Source organism: Candidatus Baltobacteraceae bacterium (assembly GCA_036559195.1).
Taxonomy (GTDB): domain Bacteria; phylum Vulcanimicrobiota; class Vulcanimicrobiia; order Vulcanimicrobiales; family Vulcanimicrobiaceae; genus JALYTZ01.
In genome coordinates this window covers 1-15182 of the sequence record DATBTN010000047.1, presented here as the reverse complement: position 1 = coordinate 15182, position 15182 = coordinate 1, and the positions used below count along the sequence as shown (strand labels likewise).

At 63.5% G+C, this 15182-nt stretch carries 11 protein-coding genes; 8 read left to right on the top strand and 3 right to left on the bottom strand.

Going from position 1 to position 15182, the window contains the following annotated elements:
- The first annotated feature begins 141 nt into the window (after positions 1-141).
- The 5 genes from VIG32_06465 to purF all read left to right on the top strand — a co-directional run bounded on the left by VIG32_06465 (position 142) and on the right by purF (position 7228).
- Positions 142-603, top strand: coding sequence for an energy transducer TonB (locus VIG32_06465; protein ID HEY8297650.1), 462 nt, complete (start codon positions 142-144; stop codon positions 601-603).
- A gap of 91 nt (positions 604-694) precedes the next feature.
- Positions 695-3436 (top strand): BTAD domain-containing putative transcriptional regulator, encoded by a 2742-nt coding sequence (locus tag VIG32_06460; GenBank protein ID HEY8297649.1) that lies wholly within the window; start codon positions 695-697, stop codon positions 3434-3436.
- A 103-nt stretch (positions 3437-3539) separates the two neighbouring features.
- The gene (locus VIG32_06455) at positions 3540-5027 is read left to right on the top strand and encodes a catalase (protein ID HEY8297648.1); all 1488 of its coding nucleotides are present in this window, start codon (positions 3540-3542) and stop codon (positions 5025-5027) included.
- A gap of 88 nt (positions 5028-5115) precedes the next feature.
- Positions 5116-5790, top strand: a complete 675-nt coding sequence (locus VIG32_06450; GenBank protein ID HEY8297647.1) for a Bax inhibitor-1 family protein — start codon at positions 5116-5118, stop codon at positions 5788-5790.
- 70 nt (positions 5791-5860) lie between these two features.
- Positions 5861-7228, top strand: a complete 1368-nt coding sequence (purF, locus tag VIG32_06445) for an amidophosphoribosyltransferase (GenBank protein HEY8297646.1) — start codon at positions 5861-5863, stop codon at positions 7226-7228.
- Here purF and panB read toward each other — a convergent pair.
- From panB to VIG32_06430, 3 genes are all read right to left on the bottom strand, one after another.
- Positions 7225-8064 (bottom strand): 3-methyl-2-oxobutanoate hydroxymethyltransferase, encoded by an 840-nt coding sequence (gene panB / locus VIG32_06440; GenBank protein HEY8297645.1) that lies wholly within the window; start codon positions 8062-8064, stop codon positions 7225-7227. The two genes, purF and panB, sit on opposite strands and share 4 nt — an antisense overlap.
- A 44-nt stretch (positions 8065-8108) precedes the next feature.
- Entirely contained in the window at positions 8109-8942 is an 834-nt protein-coding gene (locus tag VIG32_06435) for a methylated-DNA--[protein]-cysteine S-methyltransferase (GenBank protein HEY8297644.1), read from the bottom strand.
- 163 nt (positions 8943-9105) lie between these two features.
- Positions 9106-10632 carry a leucyl aminopeptidase gene (locus tag VIG32_06430; GenBank protein HEY8297643.1) on the bottom strand — a complete coding sequence of 509 codons (1527 nt, stop codon included), beginning with the start codon at positions 10630-10632 and terminating at the stop codon, positions 9106-9108.
- A 96-nt stretch (positions 10633-10728) separates the two neighbouring features.
- Between VIG32_06430 and purM the strand changes: the two genes are divergently transcribed.
- From purM to VIG32_06415, 3 genes are all read left to right on the top strand, one after another.
- The gene (purM, locus tag VIG32_06425) at positions 10729-11760 is read left to right on the top strand and encodes a phosphoribosylformylglycinamidine cyclo-ligase (GenBank protein ID HEY8297642.1); all 1032 of its coding nucleotides are present in this window, start codon (positions 10729-10731) and stop codon (positions 11758-11760) included.
- Between the two features lie 5 nt (positions 11761-11765).
- The gene (locus VIG32_06420) at positions 11766-12899 is read left to right on the top strand and encodes a formyltransferase family protein (GenBank protein HEY8297641.1); all 1134 of its coding nucleotides are present in this window, start codon (positions 11766-11768) and stop codon (positions 12897-12899) included.
- 133 nt (positions 12900-13032) lie between these two features.
- Positions 13033-15182: zinc-dependent metalloprotease (locus VIG32_06415; GenBank protein HEY8297640.1), on the top strand; the 2150-nt coding region annotated here is incomplete at its 3' end.

Genomic DNA, 15182 nt, shown 5'->3' with positions numbered 1-15182 from the left:
TAAGCCGCTTGAGAGGCTCCAACGATTCGATGGAACCCCTCGTCGCAGGTGTCCGTCAGCGATCTGAGAGGCGCATCTCGTAGCGTGGACTGGTGGAACGCCCTTGCGGCTTCCGCCACTCTTGCTAGGAGACTCTATCTGATGACACGTTTGATTTTTGTTCTTCGCCGCGGCCTATTCGCGGCGTTTGCTGTCGCGCTGGTCGGCGCGATGTCGGCGCAAGCGAGTGCGTCGACGACCCTCACGCTGGGTCCGAATCTGCTCGCGAGCGCGCAAACCATTGGCGGCGACGGGTTTCCCGTCATCGGCGGCTCGACGGCCTGCGCGGTTCGGAACGCGGACGCGGCCATTGAGGAACCGCCGCTCTACGATACACCCTCGATTGCTGCCCAAATGGGAATCGAAGGAACGACCATGCTGCGAGTTGACGTCGCGGCTAACGGTGTGCTGTCAAATGCCGAGGTGATGGAGAGCAGCAGCAACCAATGGCTCGATCGTGAAGCGCTCGCGGCCGCGCATCGGGTGCAGTTCAAACCCGAGGTCCGCGACTGCCGGGCGATTGCGGGCGCATACGCGCTCGACGTTGCGTTCACCGACGATTAAGGACTAACTATTCGGGAGATGGCGCCGTGCCCTCTCCCGAATATTGTGCTTTGCGGCGAGCGGGGCTATTGTTAGCGGAACGGAGTACCCGATGGGTTTATCGTATCCGCGCAGCGGCGCCGCCGCATTCCTCGCTATCCTCGTTGCGCTCGCACTCGTTTCGTTCGTTCTCTGGTGGTATCGCGCGCGCAAGGTCCGGCGAGAGCGCGATCGAGCCGGAGCGCACCTCGCGCGCATCGCTTCGGCGCTAGCGAGTGCCCAATCCATGCAAGCACTCGAAACGCTCGTAACCGTCGAACCGGCGCTCGCAATGAAGTTGACGTTCGCGGTGCTGTACCGCTCGACGGCCGGCGGGGCGTTCGAATGTGTCGCGACGGCCGGGCCGTCGCCGCCCGCCGCGCGCCGGCTGCTCCCGGAGGACCCGCTGCTCGTGCGCTTGCGCGCTACGCGCCGCGAGGTGGCCGAGAGCGCGAGCGTAGCTTGGCCGATAGTGCTGCGCGACGAACTCTACGCGATCGTTTGTTACGGTCCGCATCGAACCGGCGCCGATCTCGATCTCGACGAGCGGGCGGCACTGCGGGGACTCGTTGCCCCGGCCGAGCGCGCCTACGCCGCGCACGCCGCCCGCTTGGAAAGCGTGCGCAAGCTTTCGGAGTTTCTCCAACACGCCGACGCAGCGGAAAATCGCGATCGGCTGCAAGGCTATCTCGTCGATCAGATTCTCGAATCGGTTCCCGAACAGACTCGCACGGCGATCGTGGCGTGCGCGCTCGTGCCCGATGCGGGTGCGGCCGAAATCGTCGCCGTTACGGGCGACGAGTCGTGTGCGGCCCGCCTGGACGAGTTCGGTCTCGTCTCGCCTCTGATTCGTATGGAAAGCTCCGAAACGTACTTCGTGCATCCGTCGCTCGCACACGTCGTCGCTCGCCGTTTTCCGGACCTGCGTCACTCGACGATCCTTCGCTGCGCGAGCCTCGCCGGCGAATCGGGCCGATATCATCGCGCCGCCGAACTCTACATGCTCGCCGACATGCGCGAAGCGGCGATGGATCAGTTGGAGGCGGCGCTCGCCGACCAAAGTTCCGCAACGGTTGGAATGGGCGAATCGAACTCTGGATTGGTAACGCGGCTGACGTTCGAAGAACTCGTGCATCGCCCGCATCTCTGGATCCGCTCGTGCGTTCAGCGGCTTTTCCGCGACGACGTGCGCGCGTTGCTCGACGAGGCGAATCTGCTCGCGCAGTCCGCCGATGGCGCCGCGCTGCCGGCATTCTTGACCCAGTGGTTCGCCTTTCTTCATTCGGAAGCCGGGGATTGGGAGACGTCGAGAACGCTCTTGCAAAGTTTGCCCGGCTGCAGCGACCTCACGGCTTTTACGCTGGCGCGCGCGCAAACGCTCGAATGCGCCATTGCGGGACGCTTGGGCCGCGTGGGCGAGTGCGAACGGATGCTGCAGTCGGTCGATCGCGGCGAGTTTCCGACGCCCGCGGCCAACGTCGCACTGCGCGCGCTCGTTCGCGCGTTCGGCGTCGAGCGAATGCGAGGCCGGTGGGACGAGGAACGGGCGCAGCTGGATCTCGCCATCGACTCGCTGGAGATGCAGGGGTCGCGCTTTGTCCTGACGGCCTTGAGCGAAGCGGTCGCCGGTGCGTGGCTCTCGGGAAATGCGGGCGATCGACAGCGTTATCTCGCATCGCTAAAACGGGCCGTCGAGCGCTACGATGCCAAGACGCTCGAACATTTTTCCGCCGCCTTCGACGGACGCTCGTACCCCGCATCCGGAACGGAATCTCCGCGTTGCCTTGCCTGGGCGCATCTCGCTGAGTGTTGCGACGCGTACGATTGGGACACCGCCTCGGCATTTGCCAAAAAGACGCTCGGTCAAGCGGTGCGAAGTCACGAACCGTTCCTTCAAATGCTCGCGTGTCTCGCATGTCACGCGTTTGCGACCGGCGGCGAGGGCGACGAAAACTTGCGGCGCGCTTTCGAACTCGCCGACGCCGTCGATTCCCCGGAACTCTACGAGGCCATGCGAGCCGCGATCGCCGGCAGCGAGGAGTGCGGCATGCTGACGGCGTTTGTATCCCGTCTGCGCAGACCGCGCGAGGGCACGGGCGCTCCGCTCACCGTAGAAATTGCGGCGGGCAGGGTGCGGCGCGGGCGAGTCCCGGTTGCGCTATCGGAGCGCGAACTCGCCATCGCGGTGGCGCTCGCCCGCAGCGAACAGCCGACGCCGGCTGCGGAACTGGCGGAACTTATTTGGCCCGAACTCGATGAATCGGCCGCGCTTCGGGCCGTGCAGACCACGGTCCATCGCCTTCGCCAGCGGCTGCAAGATTCCAAAGCCATCCGAAGTACCGCGCGGGGATACTCGCTGCGAGCCGATGTCGAAACCGACCTCGGCGAGATCGAGCGCTTCGTGCGCGCGACGCGCGGCGATCGGCCGCTCGACGCGTTCGACGCGCTGCGTTTGGCGGCGATTGCCGCACGACTGGACGCTTCGCGACCGGCATTCATGGCCAACTGGGAATGGTTCGGGCCGATCGAGCGACGCATCGAGGAGTGGTCGCGGGCGGCCAAACAGCGGCTCGCCGAGGACGCCTTGGCCGGCGGCCGCGCGGACCGGGCGCTCTTTTTAGCCCACAGCATCATCGACCGAGACGAGTTAGACGAGCCCGCACGCGAGATTGCCATTCGCGCGTACGCGGCGGCGGGCGATCTGGCGGGCGCTCGCCGAGAGTTCCGGCGCTACCGGGAACTGACGCTGCGCGAGTTGCGTGCCGAGCCGTCGCCCGAGCTTTTCGAATTGCTCGAAGGGGGACCGCCGGAGTGACCGATTGACAAGCGTGGACCATGGTGCTAGCGTAACGTATGAAAATGATATTCAGTTTCTTAGCCTCGCCCGCGGGCTTGAAGGCCGTTGAAAAGGAGAACCGATGAGCGATCCAACCTCGACCAACGGGAACGCTACACCCGAGATTCTGACGACCAATTTCGGCGCTCCGGTCAGCGACAATCAGAATTCGATGTCGGCCGGAAACCCCGGCCCGCTCTTGATCGCGGACTATCATCTGCTTGAGAAAAACGCGCACTTCAATCGCGAGCGCGTACCCGAGCGCGTCGTTCACGCGAAGGGTGCGGGCGCCTTCGGATACTTCGAGGTCACGAATGACGTGACGCCGTACACGAAAGCCGCGCTTTTTGCTTCGAAAGGCAAGCGCACCGAGATGCTCGCGCGGTTTTCGACCGTTGCCGGCGAGCGGGGCGCGGCCGATACCGAACGGGATCCGCGCGGATTCGCTCTCAAGTTTTACACCGAAGAAGGCAACTACGATCTCGTCGGCAACAACACGCCAATTTTCTTTATTCGCGACCCGCTAAAGTTTCCCGATTTCATCCACTCGCAGAAACGGCATCCGCAGACGAACCTGCGCGACAACGATATGCAATGGGATTTTTGGTCGCTCTCTCCCGAGTCCTTACACCAGGTGACCTATCTCATGGGCGATCGCGGCATTCCCCAGTCGCATCAATTCATGAACGGTTACGGCAGCCACACGTATTCGTGGATCAACGCGGACGGCAAGATGGTCTGGGTGAAGTACCACATGAAGACCGAGCAGGGCATCCGTAACTTTACGCGTCAGGAAGCCGCGGCGGTCGTGGCCGCAGATCCCGATTACGCTACGCGCACGCTATTCGACCAAATCGAGAAAGGCGAGCCCGCGTGCTGGAAGATGTACGTGCAGATCATGCCGCTGGAGGATGCCGCGAGCTACCGTTTCGATCCGTTCGATGTAACGAAGGTGTGGTCGCACAAGGACTACCCGCTCCTCGAAGTCGGACGCATCGTGCTCGACAAAAACCCCGATAACTACTTCGCGCAGATCGAACAAGCGGCGTTCGAGCCCTCGAACGTCGTGCCGGGTATTTGGTTTTCGCCCGACAAGATGCTGCAGGGCCGAATATTCGCCTACGCCGACGCGCACCGTTATCGCATCGGACCCAACTATCACCAACTGCCGGTCAATCAAGCCAAGAACGCGCCGGTGCACAACTATGGCCGCGACGGCAATATGAACGCCGGCGAAAACGGCGGCAAGGCGATCAATTACGAGCCGAACAGCCGCAACGGGCCGGTCGAGGCGAAGCAGTTCATGGAACCCAGCCAAGCCGTCGCCGGCGAAACGGGACGCTTCGAGCAGCACGCCGTTCGCAACGATAATTACACGCAACCGGGAGATCTCTATCGCTTGATGGATGCCGGTGCGCAGGATCGCCTAGTCGACGCAGTGGTTACCGGCATGAAGCCGGTGCGTAAAGAAGTGCAGCAGCGTCAGGTTGAGCACTGGCGCAAAGTCGACGCCTCGCTCGGCGAACGCGTGGGGCAAGGGTTGGGATTAGGCCAGCCTGCCCGGACCTAGTCCTCCAGACGGCGCCGACCGGCCGGTCGCAAGGTTCGCCACGGTCTCGGCGAAACTTTGGGCCGCAAGGAGACTAGTAACCACCGTAATGGCTTATCGAATTCAACCCCAGCCGCAATACGCGCTCGGCGCCCCGGCGATTCCGGTCCAAACGCTCCTCGGCCAAGTGCTGGGGATCACCGGACTCGGGCTAGTGGTGACCGCGGTTGCGGCCTATCTTTTTCAAGGGTACGGCAACTTCGGTCTCGGTCTGATCGCGATGCTGATCGGCTTCGGCCTGCTCTTCGCGATCAACGGCACGCGCGCGAACGGCGCGCTCTCGCTGATGCTGTTTTACGCGTTCACCTTTCTCGAGGGAATCGGCATCGCGCCGGTCATCGGGCATTATCTGCGCGCGATCGGCCCGGAGGTGGTAACCCAAGCCGCGGCGACTACGGGCATTGGCATGTTCGGGTTCGCTGCGGTCGTTTATGCGACCGGTTTGGACCTGCGGCGTTTCTCAGGCATAGCATTCGGCGCCCTGATTGCCTTAGTGCTCGTCGGCGTGGTGAGCGTTTTCACGCACTGGATCCACCCGACGGTCTACTCTTGGCTCACGCTCGCGATCTTTTCGTTCCTCGTGCTCATCGATTTCGCTCGCATCCGCGCGGGCGGCGATGGGCTGACTCCGGTGCAGCTTGCAGTCTCGATCTATCTGGACGCGATCAACATTTTTCTCGCCCTGCTCCAAATCTTCGGCGGTGGACGCCGCAGCAACGACTGAAGAAGGTGCCGGAGGATCGAGCCTTCGGATAGAATTGACCTATCGTGGTCGTTGTGGGATCCCCTAGCTAATGTGCGGCATCGCCGGAGTCTTCGCGCCCGGTCGTGAAGCCTCGCGGCTCGCGTTCTTTGCGCTCTTCGCGCTACAGCATCGCGGCCAGGAGTCGGCCGGGATCGCCGCCGCCGACGGAACCACGCTGCGCTCCCACAAAGATATGGGCCTGATCGGCCAAATCTTCGATGAAGACGTGCTCGCGCCGCTCACCGGGCACATCGCGGTCGGCCACACGCGCTACTCGACGAGCGGCTCCTCGGTCGTGGTCAACGCGCAGCCGCTGCTCGAGCGCAGCGATATCGGCGACTTCGCCTTCGCGCATAACGGCAATCTCACGAACACCGACGAATTGCGCGCGACGCTTTCGCCCACGATCGTACTGCGGGCCACCTCCGATTCCGAAGTCATGGCGAAACTGCTGGTCGAAACGCCAGGCACCATGCTCGAGCGGATCGATGCCGTGATCCGTCGGGCGCGCGGCGCGTATTCGATCGTGCTCTGTACCGACGACGAACTCTACGCTTTTCGCGATCCGTGGGGCGTTCGGCCGCTTTCCTTGGGCAAGTTTCCCGACGGCGGTTATGCGGTGGCATCCGAAACGTGCGCGCTCTCGACCATCGGTGCGGAGTTCGTGCGCGAAGTCGGCGCCGGCGAGATCGTGCGCGTGAGTAAAGACGGCACGTTGTATTCGCATCGCGTCGAGACCAACGAAACGCCCGCGCTCTGCATGTTCGAATACATTTATTTCGCGCGGCCGGATTCGCAGCTCAACGGACAGTCGATCTACATGGCGCGTCATCGGATGGGGCGGCAACTCGCCAAAGAGCATCCCGTTGAGGCCGACGTCGTGATGGCCGTTCCGGACTCCGCCATTCCCGGCGGCATCGGCTTCGCGGACGAAAGCGGGCTGCCGTACGTCGAGGGCTTGATCAAAAATCGCTACATCGGGCGCACGTTCATCAACCCCGATCAAAAGATCCGCAGCCGCGGCGTGCACATGAAGTTCAATCCGATCGTGGAGAATTTAAGGGGCCGCCGGGTTATCGTGGTCGACGACTCGATCGTTCGCGGAACGACCACGCCGCGCATCGTGCAGCTCTTGCGCGAAGCGGGGGCGCTCGAGGTCCACGTTCGCATCACCTCGCCGCCGATCAAGCACCCGTGCTACCACGGCGTCGACATGGCCACCTACGACGAACTGATCGGCGCGAACTACTCGGTCGAAGAGATTCGCCAAAAAATCGGCGCGGATTCGCTGGGCTACTTAAGCATCGACGGGTTGATCGCCGCGACCGAGCGCAAACGCGACGAGATGTGCCTGGGCTGTCTCAACGGTACCTATCCGAATCTTCCGGCCGCGTTCTTACCGCGCGTGTTGGCTTAACCTTCGGGAAACGCTCCGGCGCGCACTTCGTGCGCGTACGTACGGAGTGCCTCGGTGGCGGCCGTTCCGATATCCGCATAGCGTTTGACGAAACTCGGCGCGTGCTCGTACAAACCGAGCAGATCGTAGATAACGAGCACCTGGGAATCGCAGTGCGGGCCCGCGCCGATGCCGATGGTCGGAATTTTGGTCGTCTGCGTGATCTCGCGCGCGATCTCGTGATCGATGACTTCGAGGACGATCGCGTACGCGCCCGCGGCTTCGACCGCGCGCGCGTCGGCCAGTAACTGCTCGCGATTGTTGCGCTGTTTGTATCCCGGTCCCAAACCGGCGGTTTGCGGCGTGACGCCGATGTGGCCGACGACCGGAATGCCCGCTCCGACGATCGCGGCGATGCGTTCGGCGACGTGCTCGCCGCCTTCCATTTTGACCGAACAGGCGCCGCCCTCTTTAACTAGGCGAATCGAACTACGCACGGCATCTTCGTCGCTAACCTGATAGGAGCCGAAGGGAAGATCGACCATCACGTGAGCGCGGGCCGTTCCACGAACGACCGCTTGCGAATGATGGATCATATCCTCGAGCGTGACCGGCGTCGTCTCGTCGTATCCCAACACGACGTTGCCGAGGCTATCGCCAACGAGAATGACGTCGATCCCCGCGTCCTCCGCGAAGTGGCCGAACGGAGCGTCGTACGCGGTAACGACCGGAAAGATCGCTTTGCCTTTGCGTCGCGCGATCGCGCCGGCGGTCAGGCGTCTTACGGCGGCGCCGGTTGCGGGGACGTACGGCCGGGACTCGGCCGGCTCGGGAACGGTGCTTGGCGGAGTTGTCACTCTAGCGGCCTTCTGCACCGCCGGCTCGCCGCCCCGCCGAAGCATCACGCCGGAGTGCTTCGCGCGGCCTCCCACGCGAGCAGCGCGCGTTTGCGATGCGGCGACCAGCGATAGCTGCCGACGGCGCCGGTACTGAGAATGACGCGATGGCACGGGATGAGAAATCCGACGGTGTTGCGCGCGAGCGCGTTCCCGACGGCGCGCGCGGCCTTGGGCGAACCGATCGCCCGCGCGAGCTGTTCGTACGACCGCACTTCACCAAACGGAATATCGAGCAGCGCGCGCCAGACGCGCACCTGGAAGTTGGTACCGCGGGCGACGAGCCGCAGGGGTTCGGAAGCATCGGGGTTGCCGTCGAAGATGCGCGTCACGGCGTCGGCCGCCGTCGCGTCGTCGCGCGTGAGTTCGGCCGCGTTCCATCGTTCGCGTAAATCGTCGACCTGCTGCGCGAGATCGTTATCGACGAACGCGAAGGCGCAGATGCCGCGTTCGGTCTGCGCGACGAACGCGGTGCCGAAGATCGTCGGAGCGACGCCGTAGCGAATCGCGAGGCCGGCGCCGCGCCCTTTGTATTCTCCGGGCGTTACGGCCTCGAGCGTAACGAAGTGATCGTGCACGCGCGCCGGGCTCGAGAGTCCGCTCTCGAGCGCGACCTCGAGTACGCTGCGGCGTTCGTCGAGGAGTTCTTTCGCGCGTTCGAGCGTGAGGAATTGCAGAAACTGCTTCGGCGTGATGCCGGCCCAGCGGCGAAACATTCGCTGCAGATGAAACGGACTCACGCCGACGGTGGTCGCGATATCGTCGAGCTGCGGCTGTTCGGCGACGTGCCGGCTAAGATAGTCGATCGCTTCGGCGATCCGGTCGTACTCGGTACTCATGACCTCGTCAGTGTAGCCCGCGCATCGTCGCTCGTGCCACCCGGATGTTGCGAGCTTTGCCGTCCTTCGACAAGCTCCGTCCTTCGACAAGCTCAGGATGACAAAGGTTTGCTTTTGTCATGCTGAGCCTGTCGAAGCATTGGCTTGTTGTCGTTTGAGCGGGTTAGGCGGGGACTTTGGTGGCGCCGTTGTTGTGGACGGGGGTGCCTGCGAGTTGTTCGACGAGGGCTACGAAGGCGCGAACCGGCGTTCCAGTTGGGCCCTTGGCTTGCCAGGCCGACTCGCCGTCGAGATATGCGGTGCCGGCGATATCGAGGTGCACCCACGGCGTCTCGCCGACGAACGCGCGCAGAAATGCGGCGGCGGTCAACGTGCCGGCAGGGCGTCCGCCGGTGTTTTTGAGATCGGCGATGTCGCTCTTCATTGCGGTCGTGTAGTCGTCGTAGAGCGGCATCTGCCAATAACGTTCGCCGGTCGGCTTGGCCGCGGCGAGGAATGCGTTCGCGAACTCGTCGTTGTTGCTGACGGCGGCGCTCGCTGCGTGACCGAGAGCGATGACGCACGCGCCCGTGAGCGTGGCGACGTCGACGATCTTCGTCGCGCCGAGTTTGGAGGCGTAACAGAGCGCGTCGCAGAGAACCAGCCGGCCCTCGGCGTCGGTGTTGATCACTTCGATCGTCTTGCCGTTCATGGCGGTAAAGACGTCGCCGGGCTTCGTCGCCTTGCCGCCGGGCATATTCTCGGTCGCCGGAACGATACCGATCACGTTGAGCTTCGGTTTGAGTTTACCGATCGCACGCATCGCCGCGATCACGCCGGCGCCGCCGGACATGTCGTATTTCATCTCTTCCATGCGGTCGGGCGGTTTGAGCGAGATACCGCCGGTATCGAATGTGATGCCCTTGCCGACGAGTGCCAGAATCTCTTTGCTCGACGGGTCGCCTTTGTAGGTCAGTACGATGAACTTCGGCGGCTGCGCGCTGCCTTGCGCGACGGAGAGAAACGAGCCCATGCCTTCGGCACGCGCGCGCGCTTCGTCGAGAATATCCAGCTCGAGCCCGGTCTCTTTGGCAACCTTCGTCGCTTCATCCGCCAGGTGCGTCGGCGTCATGTCGTTCGCCGGCGTCAGTGCGAGGCGGCGCGCGACGTTGACCGATTCGCCGACGATCGTGCCGCGATCGATCCCGGCCTGGAGCGCCGTCGCGTCGAGTCCGTTCGAGAGAATCGCAACGCGCTGCACGGTGTCGCTGCGTTTGTCCGGCTCCTTCTGATAGGAGGTCGTATCGAAGCTGCCCGCGATCGCGCCTTCGGCAACGAACGATGCGGCCGCGGTTTCGCTGCCGGCCGCTTGGGACGGAAGCGCAAACGCGATCTCCGACACGTTGCGGCGGCCGAGATAACGAACGGCGGTGCCGGCATAGCGCGCGAGCATCCACGGCTCGAACTTCGCGCTCTCGCCAAGGCCGATCACGAGCACGCGGCTATAACTTTTGTCGCGGGCGTGGACCAGGCTCAGTTCGCAAAGCTTGCCTTTGATCTCCCCGCACTTGAGGATCTCGGCAATCGCGCCGCCGAGGTCGGCGTCGATGGCCTTGGCAGCGCCGTCGAGTGCGTTGTCGGAGAAGACGGGAACGACGAGTGCTCCGGCACGTACCGAACCCGGCGCATCATTTGCGATACGAACTTGCATGGTGAACCTTTCGCTTGGGTGAACGTCTAAGGCCGCAATGGCGGAATTACTGTTTTGTATCCACTCGACCAATGGCCCTGCGCTGGAGGCTTTCCTATGACCACCCCTCGCTCCACCGACGCCTACGCGCAGGCCGGAGTCGATATCGCCGCCGGAAACGAGGCGGTCGCCCGCTATAAGGGCGTCACGGCGGGATGGCGGCACCCGGATCAGCTCGACGCGCTCGGCGGCTTTGGCGGGCTGTTCAAGATGCCGGGCGACGACGGACGCGCGCTCGTGGCCTCGGCCGACGGCGTCGGCACCAAAATCCTGATCGCCGCCGAGATGGGCCGTTACGACTCGGTCGGCGCGGATCTCGTGAATCATTGCGTCAACGATATCTTGGTCGTGAACGCGACGCCGTTGTTTTTTCTCGACTACTTTGCGGTCGGCAAACTCGATCCGCAGGTTGCCGCCGACGTCGTTAAAGGGTGCTACGAGGCTTGCCGCCGGAACAATTGCGCGTTGCTGGGCGGCGAAACGGCCGAGATGCCCGGTCTCTATGCTCCCGGTCACTTCGATCTCGCGGGAACGATCGTGGGCGTCGTCGATATCGCCGACGTTCCGAACGCAGCGACTGTTGAGCCGGGCGATGCGATCGTGGGGTTGCCGTCGGTGGGGCTACACACCAACGGCTACACGCTCGCGCGCAAGCTGATTCCCGCGGCCGAGTGGCCGGACGCGTTTGACGGCCGAACCTTCGGCGATGCGCTGTTGGCCGAGCACCCATCGTACCTGCCGGAAGTGCGCGCGATTCAGCGCGTCGCTACCGTGAAGACGATGGCGCACATTACCGGCGGCGGCCTGCTCGAGAACGTTCCGCGGACGCTTCCGCCGGCGGCGAAGGCCGTCTTCGAGCAATCGCGCTGGCAGATTCCGCCGCTCTTTGGCGAGTTGTGCCGGCGCGGCAATCTCGCGCACGAGGATCGCTACCGCACGTTTAACATGGGCATCGGATATACACTGATCGTTCCGCTCGCCGACGCCGCAAAGGCGGTCGCAGCGGTGCCGGGTGCCAACGTGATCGGCTGGATCGAGGCGCGTCGCGAGACCGAAGCGCAAGTCGTCGTTCATCCCGCTCGCGCTTGAACGAGATGGTCAACCTGCTCGTCGACCTGAGCGACGAGCGATTCGCACCCGACGCGTTGGCGCGGGCGCGCGGGGCGATCGAGTCCGGCGGCTTTTCATTCGAACGCGGGCGCGCGGACGATCGTTTGCTCGCGTGGCTCGACGACGCATTTGGCGGAACGTGGAGCTCCGAAGCCTTCGCCGCCAACAACGTCGTCGCAACGTCGCGCGACCGGCACGTGGGTTTTGCCGCGTACGCGGCTCAAGGTTTGAAATTCTCGTGGCTGCGCGGATATGGCGCGCGGCCGGACGTCGGCATCTTCGGGCCGTTTGGCGTCGACCCCGCATTTCGCGGCTCGCCCGCGGGACCGAATCTGCTAATTGCCGCGCTTGCATCCCTACGGGAAAATGGGTATGCGCACGCGTTGATTCCGGCTGTCGGCGAGGAGAAGCTGATCGCATACTACGCGCGGCACACCGGCGCGCGAATCGTCGAGCGCTTTGAAAAAGACCGGTGGCAACAACGCAAATGGCGCACGACCGTTCTCGCCAGCGGAAACGGCAGCAATTTTCAAACCGTTCTCGATGCGGTCGGGGGCGGACGCCTCCCGCTTGAGATCACGACGCTCGTGACCAATAACGAACGCGCCTACGCGATCGAGCGCGCACGCGCGGCGCACGTTCGCAGTCTGCTGATTTTGCCGTGGCACCGCGCCACCACGACGCGCGCGGACTACGATGACCTGTTACGGCGTGAGGTTGAAGCGAGCGCTCCGGAACTCGTGCTGCTTCTCGGCTGGATGCATCTGCTCGACGCATCGTTCGTCGCGTCATTTCCCGAGATGATCAACATTCATCCGGCGTTTCTCCCGCTCGACCAGTCGCGCGACGTTGTCGGCATGCCCGACGGCTCGCAGATTCGCGCCTACCGCGGCGCACACGCCATTCGCGACGCGCTCCGCGACGAAAGCCGCTGGGTCGGCGCCAGCTCGCATCGGGTCACGCTCGACGCCGATTGCGGCCCGGTGCTCGTACGCAAGCCGCTGGCCATCGTCCCCGGCGAGGATGCCGCCGCGATTCTCGAACGTCTGCATCCCATCGAGCACCGCGTCCTCACGAGCGGCATCATGCGCTGGGTCTACGAGCGTCCCGAGGGCTGAGCGGCCGTTATCGCGACAGTTTTGATGAATCGTTGAAGGCGACCGCCCGTCGCTACTGGCATACTGTAGGAAAAGTATCATTCCAGTCGGCGCCTTAGGCCACCGGCGGATATTCATCATTGTGGGGGCTGTTTTGTTGAGGATCGGACACGTTGCGTTCTGCGGCATCTTGGCGCTGGCTGCGGCTGGTGCCGCTTCGGCGGCGCCGAAGCCGGCGACGCCGGCCAAACCGGCGGCTAGTGCGGCCGGAGCCCCGGCGGCCTTCGATACCTGGATCGAGGGGCGAACGGCTCAGCACGGCCTCTTTACGATTTGGCGCAAGGACGGGGAGGTAGGCATCGAGTTAAAGCCGGCCCAGCTCGATCGCGATTTCGTGGAACTCGGCGTCCCGATTAATGGGATCGGTGAAGGGCTGTTCTCGGGGATCACCGATCTGCAGAACTGCCGGATCATGCGCTTTACGCGTCAGGACGACAAGGTTGCGATTCTCTTCCCCAGCACGCGCTTTTTGGCCAACCCCGGAACGCCCGAACAACGCGCGGTCGATGCCGGGACGGCCCCAACGGTCGTCGGCGTGGCCAAAATTCTGAGTGAGGATAAGGCGACCGGCGATATCGTCATCGATGCCGCACCGTTTCTACAAGACGTCACCGACGTCGCCGACGCCTTGACCGATCTCAACGGCGGGCACGCCCTTAACCCCACGGGAACGTATCGGCTCGACTCGCAGTCGACGTACTTCGGAAAAACCAAAGCGTTCCCCGATAACGTCGTGCTCGTTGCGAACCAAACGTTTTCAACGCAGAACGGCCAGTACATCGACGTAACCCCTGACGCGCGCAACTTGCAGATCGCGATGCAATACAACATCGCCGAGCTGCCGCGCGACGATTCGTATAGGCCTCGCATCTACGACGATCGCGTCGGCTACTTCGTCAACGCGCACGCTGATTTCAGCAGCGACAACTCGTATAACAAGGATCTCAACTACATCGTTCGCTGGAACCTGCAGCCGTCGGATCCCGCGAAGGCGCTGTCGCCCGCGAAGAATCCGATCGTGTGGTATCTGAGCGACACGATTCCCATGCAGTATCGCCAACCGGTTCGCGACGCGCTGTTGACGTGGAATCGAGCCTTTGAAAAGATCGGCATCTCGAACGCGGTCGTGGTCAAGGACCAGCCGAACGATCCGAATTTCGATCCGGACGATATTCGCTATAACGTCATTCGCTGGTTGGCGGAGCGTCAGGGCGGATTCGCGGAGGCGCAGCTGCTCTACAACCCGTACACGGGCGAGATGATCAAGAGCGGCGTCGTCGTCGACTCCGATCTTATGCGGGGCGGAAAGTTCGACTACCCGGTCCTCGTGCAGCCCCAAGTTGCGACGGCCGCCGCCGATCCCGCGGCCGCGCGGTACGCCGCGCGACGCAACGACATGCGCGAATTTCTCACCGGGGAGCACGAGCAATATCAGTACGGTGCGACGGCACTCTCGATTCTGACCGGCGACGGTTACACGGTACCGGCGAAGTTCTCGAACGATTTTCTGAAGTCGATCGTCCTGCACGAATCGGGCCACGATTTCGGGCTGCGGCATAATTTTATCGGTTCGCAGGCCTATACGGCCAAACAACTGCAAAGTCTCGCCTTTACCTCCAAGTACGGCAACGCGACTTCGGTGATGGAGTACGCGCCGATCAATATTTGGCCGAAGGGCACGCCGGCGGGCACCTATTTCCAAACGGTCCTCGGACCGTACGATTATTACGTCATCCATTGGGGCTACGCGCGCATCCCCGGCGCGAAGACGCCTGCGGCCGAGGTGCCGACCTTGCGGGGCTGGGCCTCCGCATGGAGCAATCCGCGCGATTCGTGGTCGTCGGACGAAGACGTCGCGTGGGGCGGCGGGCGCGGTATCGATCCGCGCAACCAACAGTGGGATCTTACGTCGGACAATATCGGCTGGTGCCAGACGCAAATGAAGATGTCACACGATCTCATCGGCAACGTCGGCCGGCATTTCCCGCGTGCCGGCACGTCGTATCAAGACCTGCAAGTCGCGTTCGGCACGCTCGCCCGCCACTACGGGCTCTGCGGCGTGATCGTTTCGCGCTATCTCGGCGGCGAGTACGTCTCGCGCGCGCGCCGAGGCGACCCGCACGCGGCTCCGCCGCTGCAGGCGATCCCCATCGCGACGCAGCGTCGCGCGTACAAGCTCCTCGAACAATACGTTTATGGGCCGGAGGCATGGAACTACTCGCCCGCGCTTCTGCAGCACATGGT

What these genes read in the sequence shown, in the direction of transcription:
- purF (HEY8297646.1), top strand. Translation starts at nt 5,861, where the DNA reads ATGTGCGGCATCGCCGGAGTCTTCGCGCCCGGTCGTGAAGCCTCGCGG.
- purM (HEY8297642.1), top strand. Translation starts at nt 10,729, where the DNA reads ATGACCACCCCTCGCTCCACCGACGCCTACGCGCAGGCCGGAGTCGAT.
- VIG32_06420 (HEY8297641.1), top strand. Translation starts at nt 11,766, where the DNA reads ATGGTCAACCTGCTCGTCGACCTGAGCGACGAGCGATTCGCACCCGAC.
- VIG32_06460 (HEY8297649.1), top strand. Translation starts at nt 695, where the DNA reads ATGGGTTTATCGTATCCGCGCAGCGGCGCCGCCGCATTCCTCGCTATC.
- VIG32_06455 (HEY8297648.1), top strand. Translation starts at nt 3,540, where the DNA reads ATGAGCGATCCAACCTCGACCAACGGGAACGCTACACCCGAGATTCTG.
- VIG32_06430 (HEY8297643.1), bottom strand. Translation starts at nt 10,632, where the DNA reads ATGCAAGTTCGTATCGCAAATGATGCGCCGGGTTCGGTACGTGCCGGA.
- VIG32_06435 (HEY8297644.1), bottom strand. Translation starts at nt 8,942, where the DNA reads ATGAGTACCGAGTACGACCGGATCGCCGAAGCGATCGACTATCTTAGC.
- VIG32_06450 (HEY8297647.1), top strand. Translation starts at nt 5,116, where the DNA reads ATGGCTTATCGAATTCAACCCCAGCCGCAATACGCGCTCGGCGCCCCG.
- VIG32_06465 (HEY8297650.1), top strand. Translation starts at nt 142, where the DNA reads ATGACACGTTTGATTTTTGTTCTTCGCCGCGGCCTATTCGCGGCGTTT.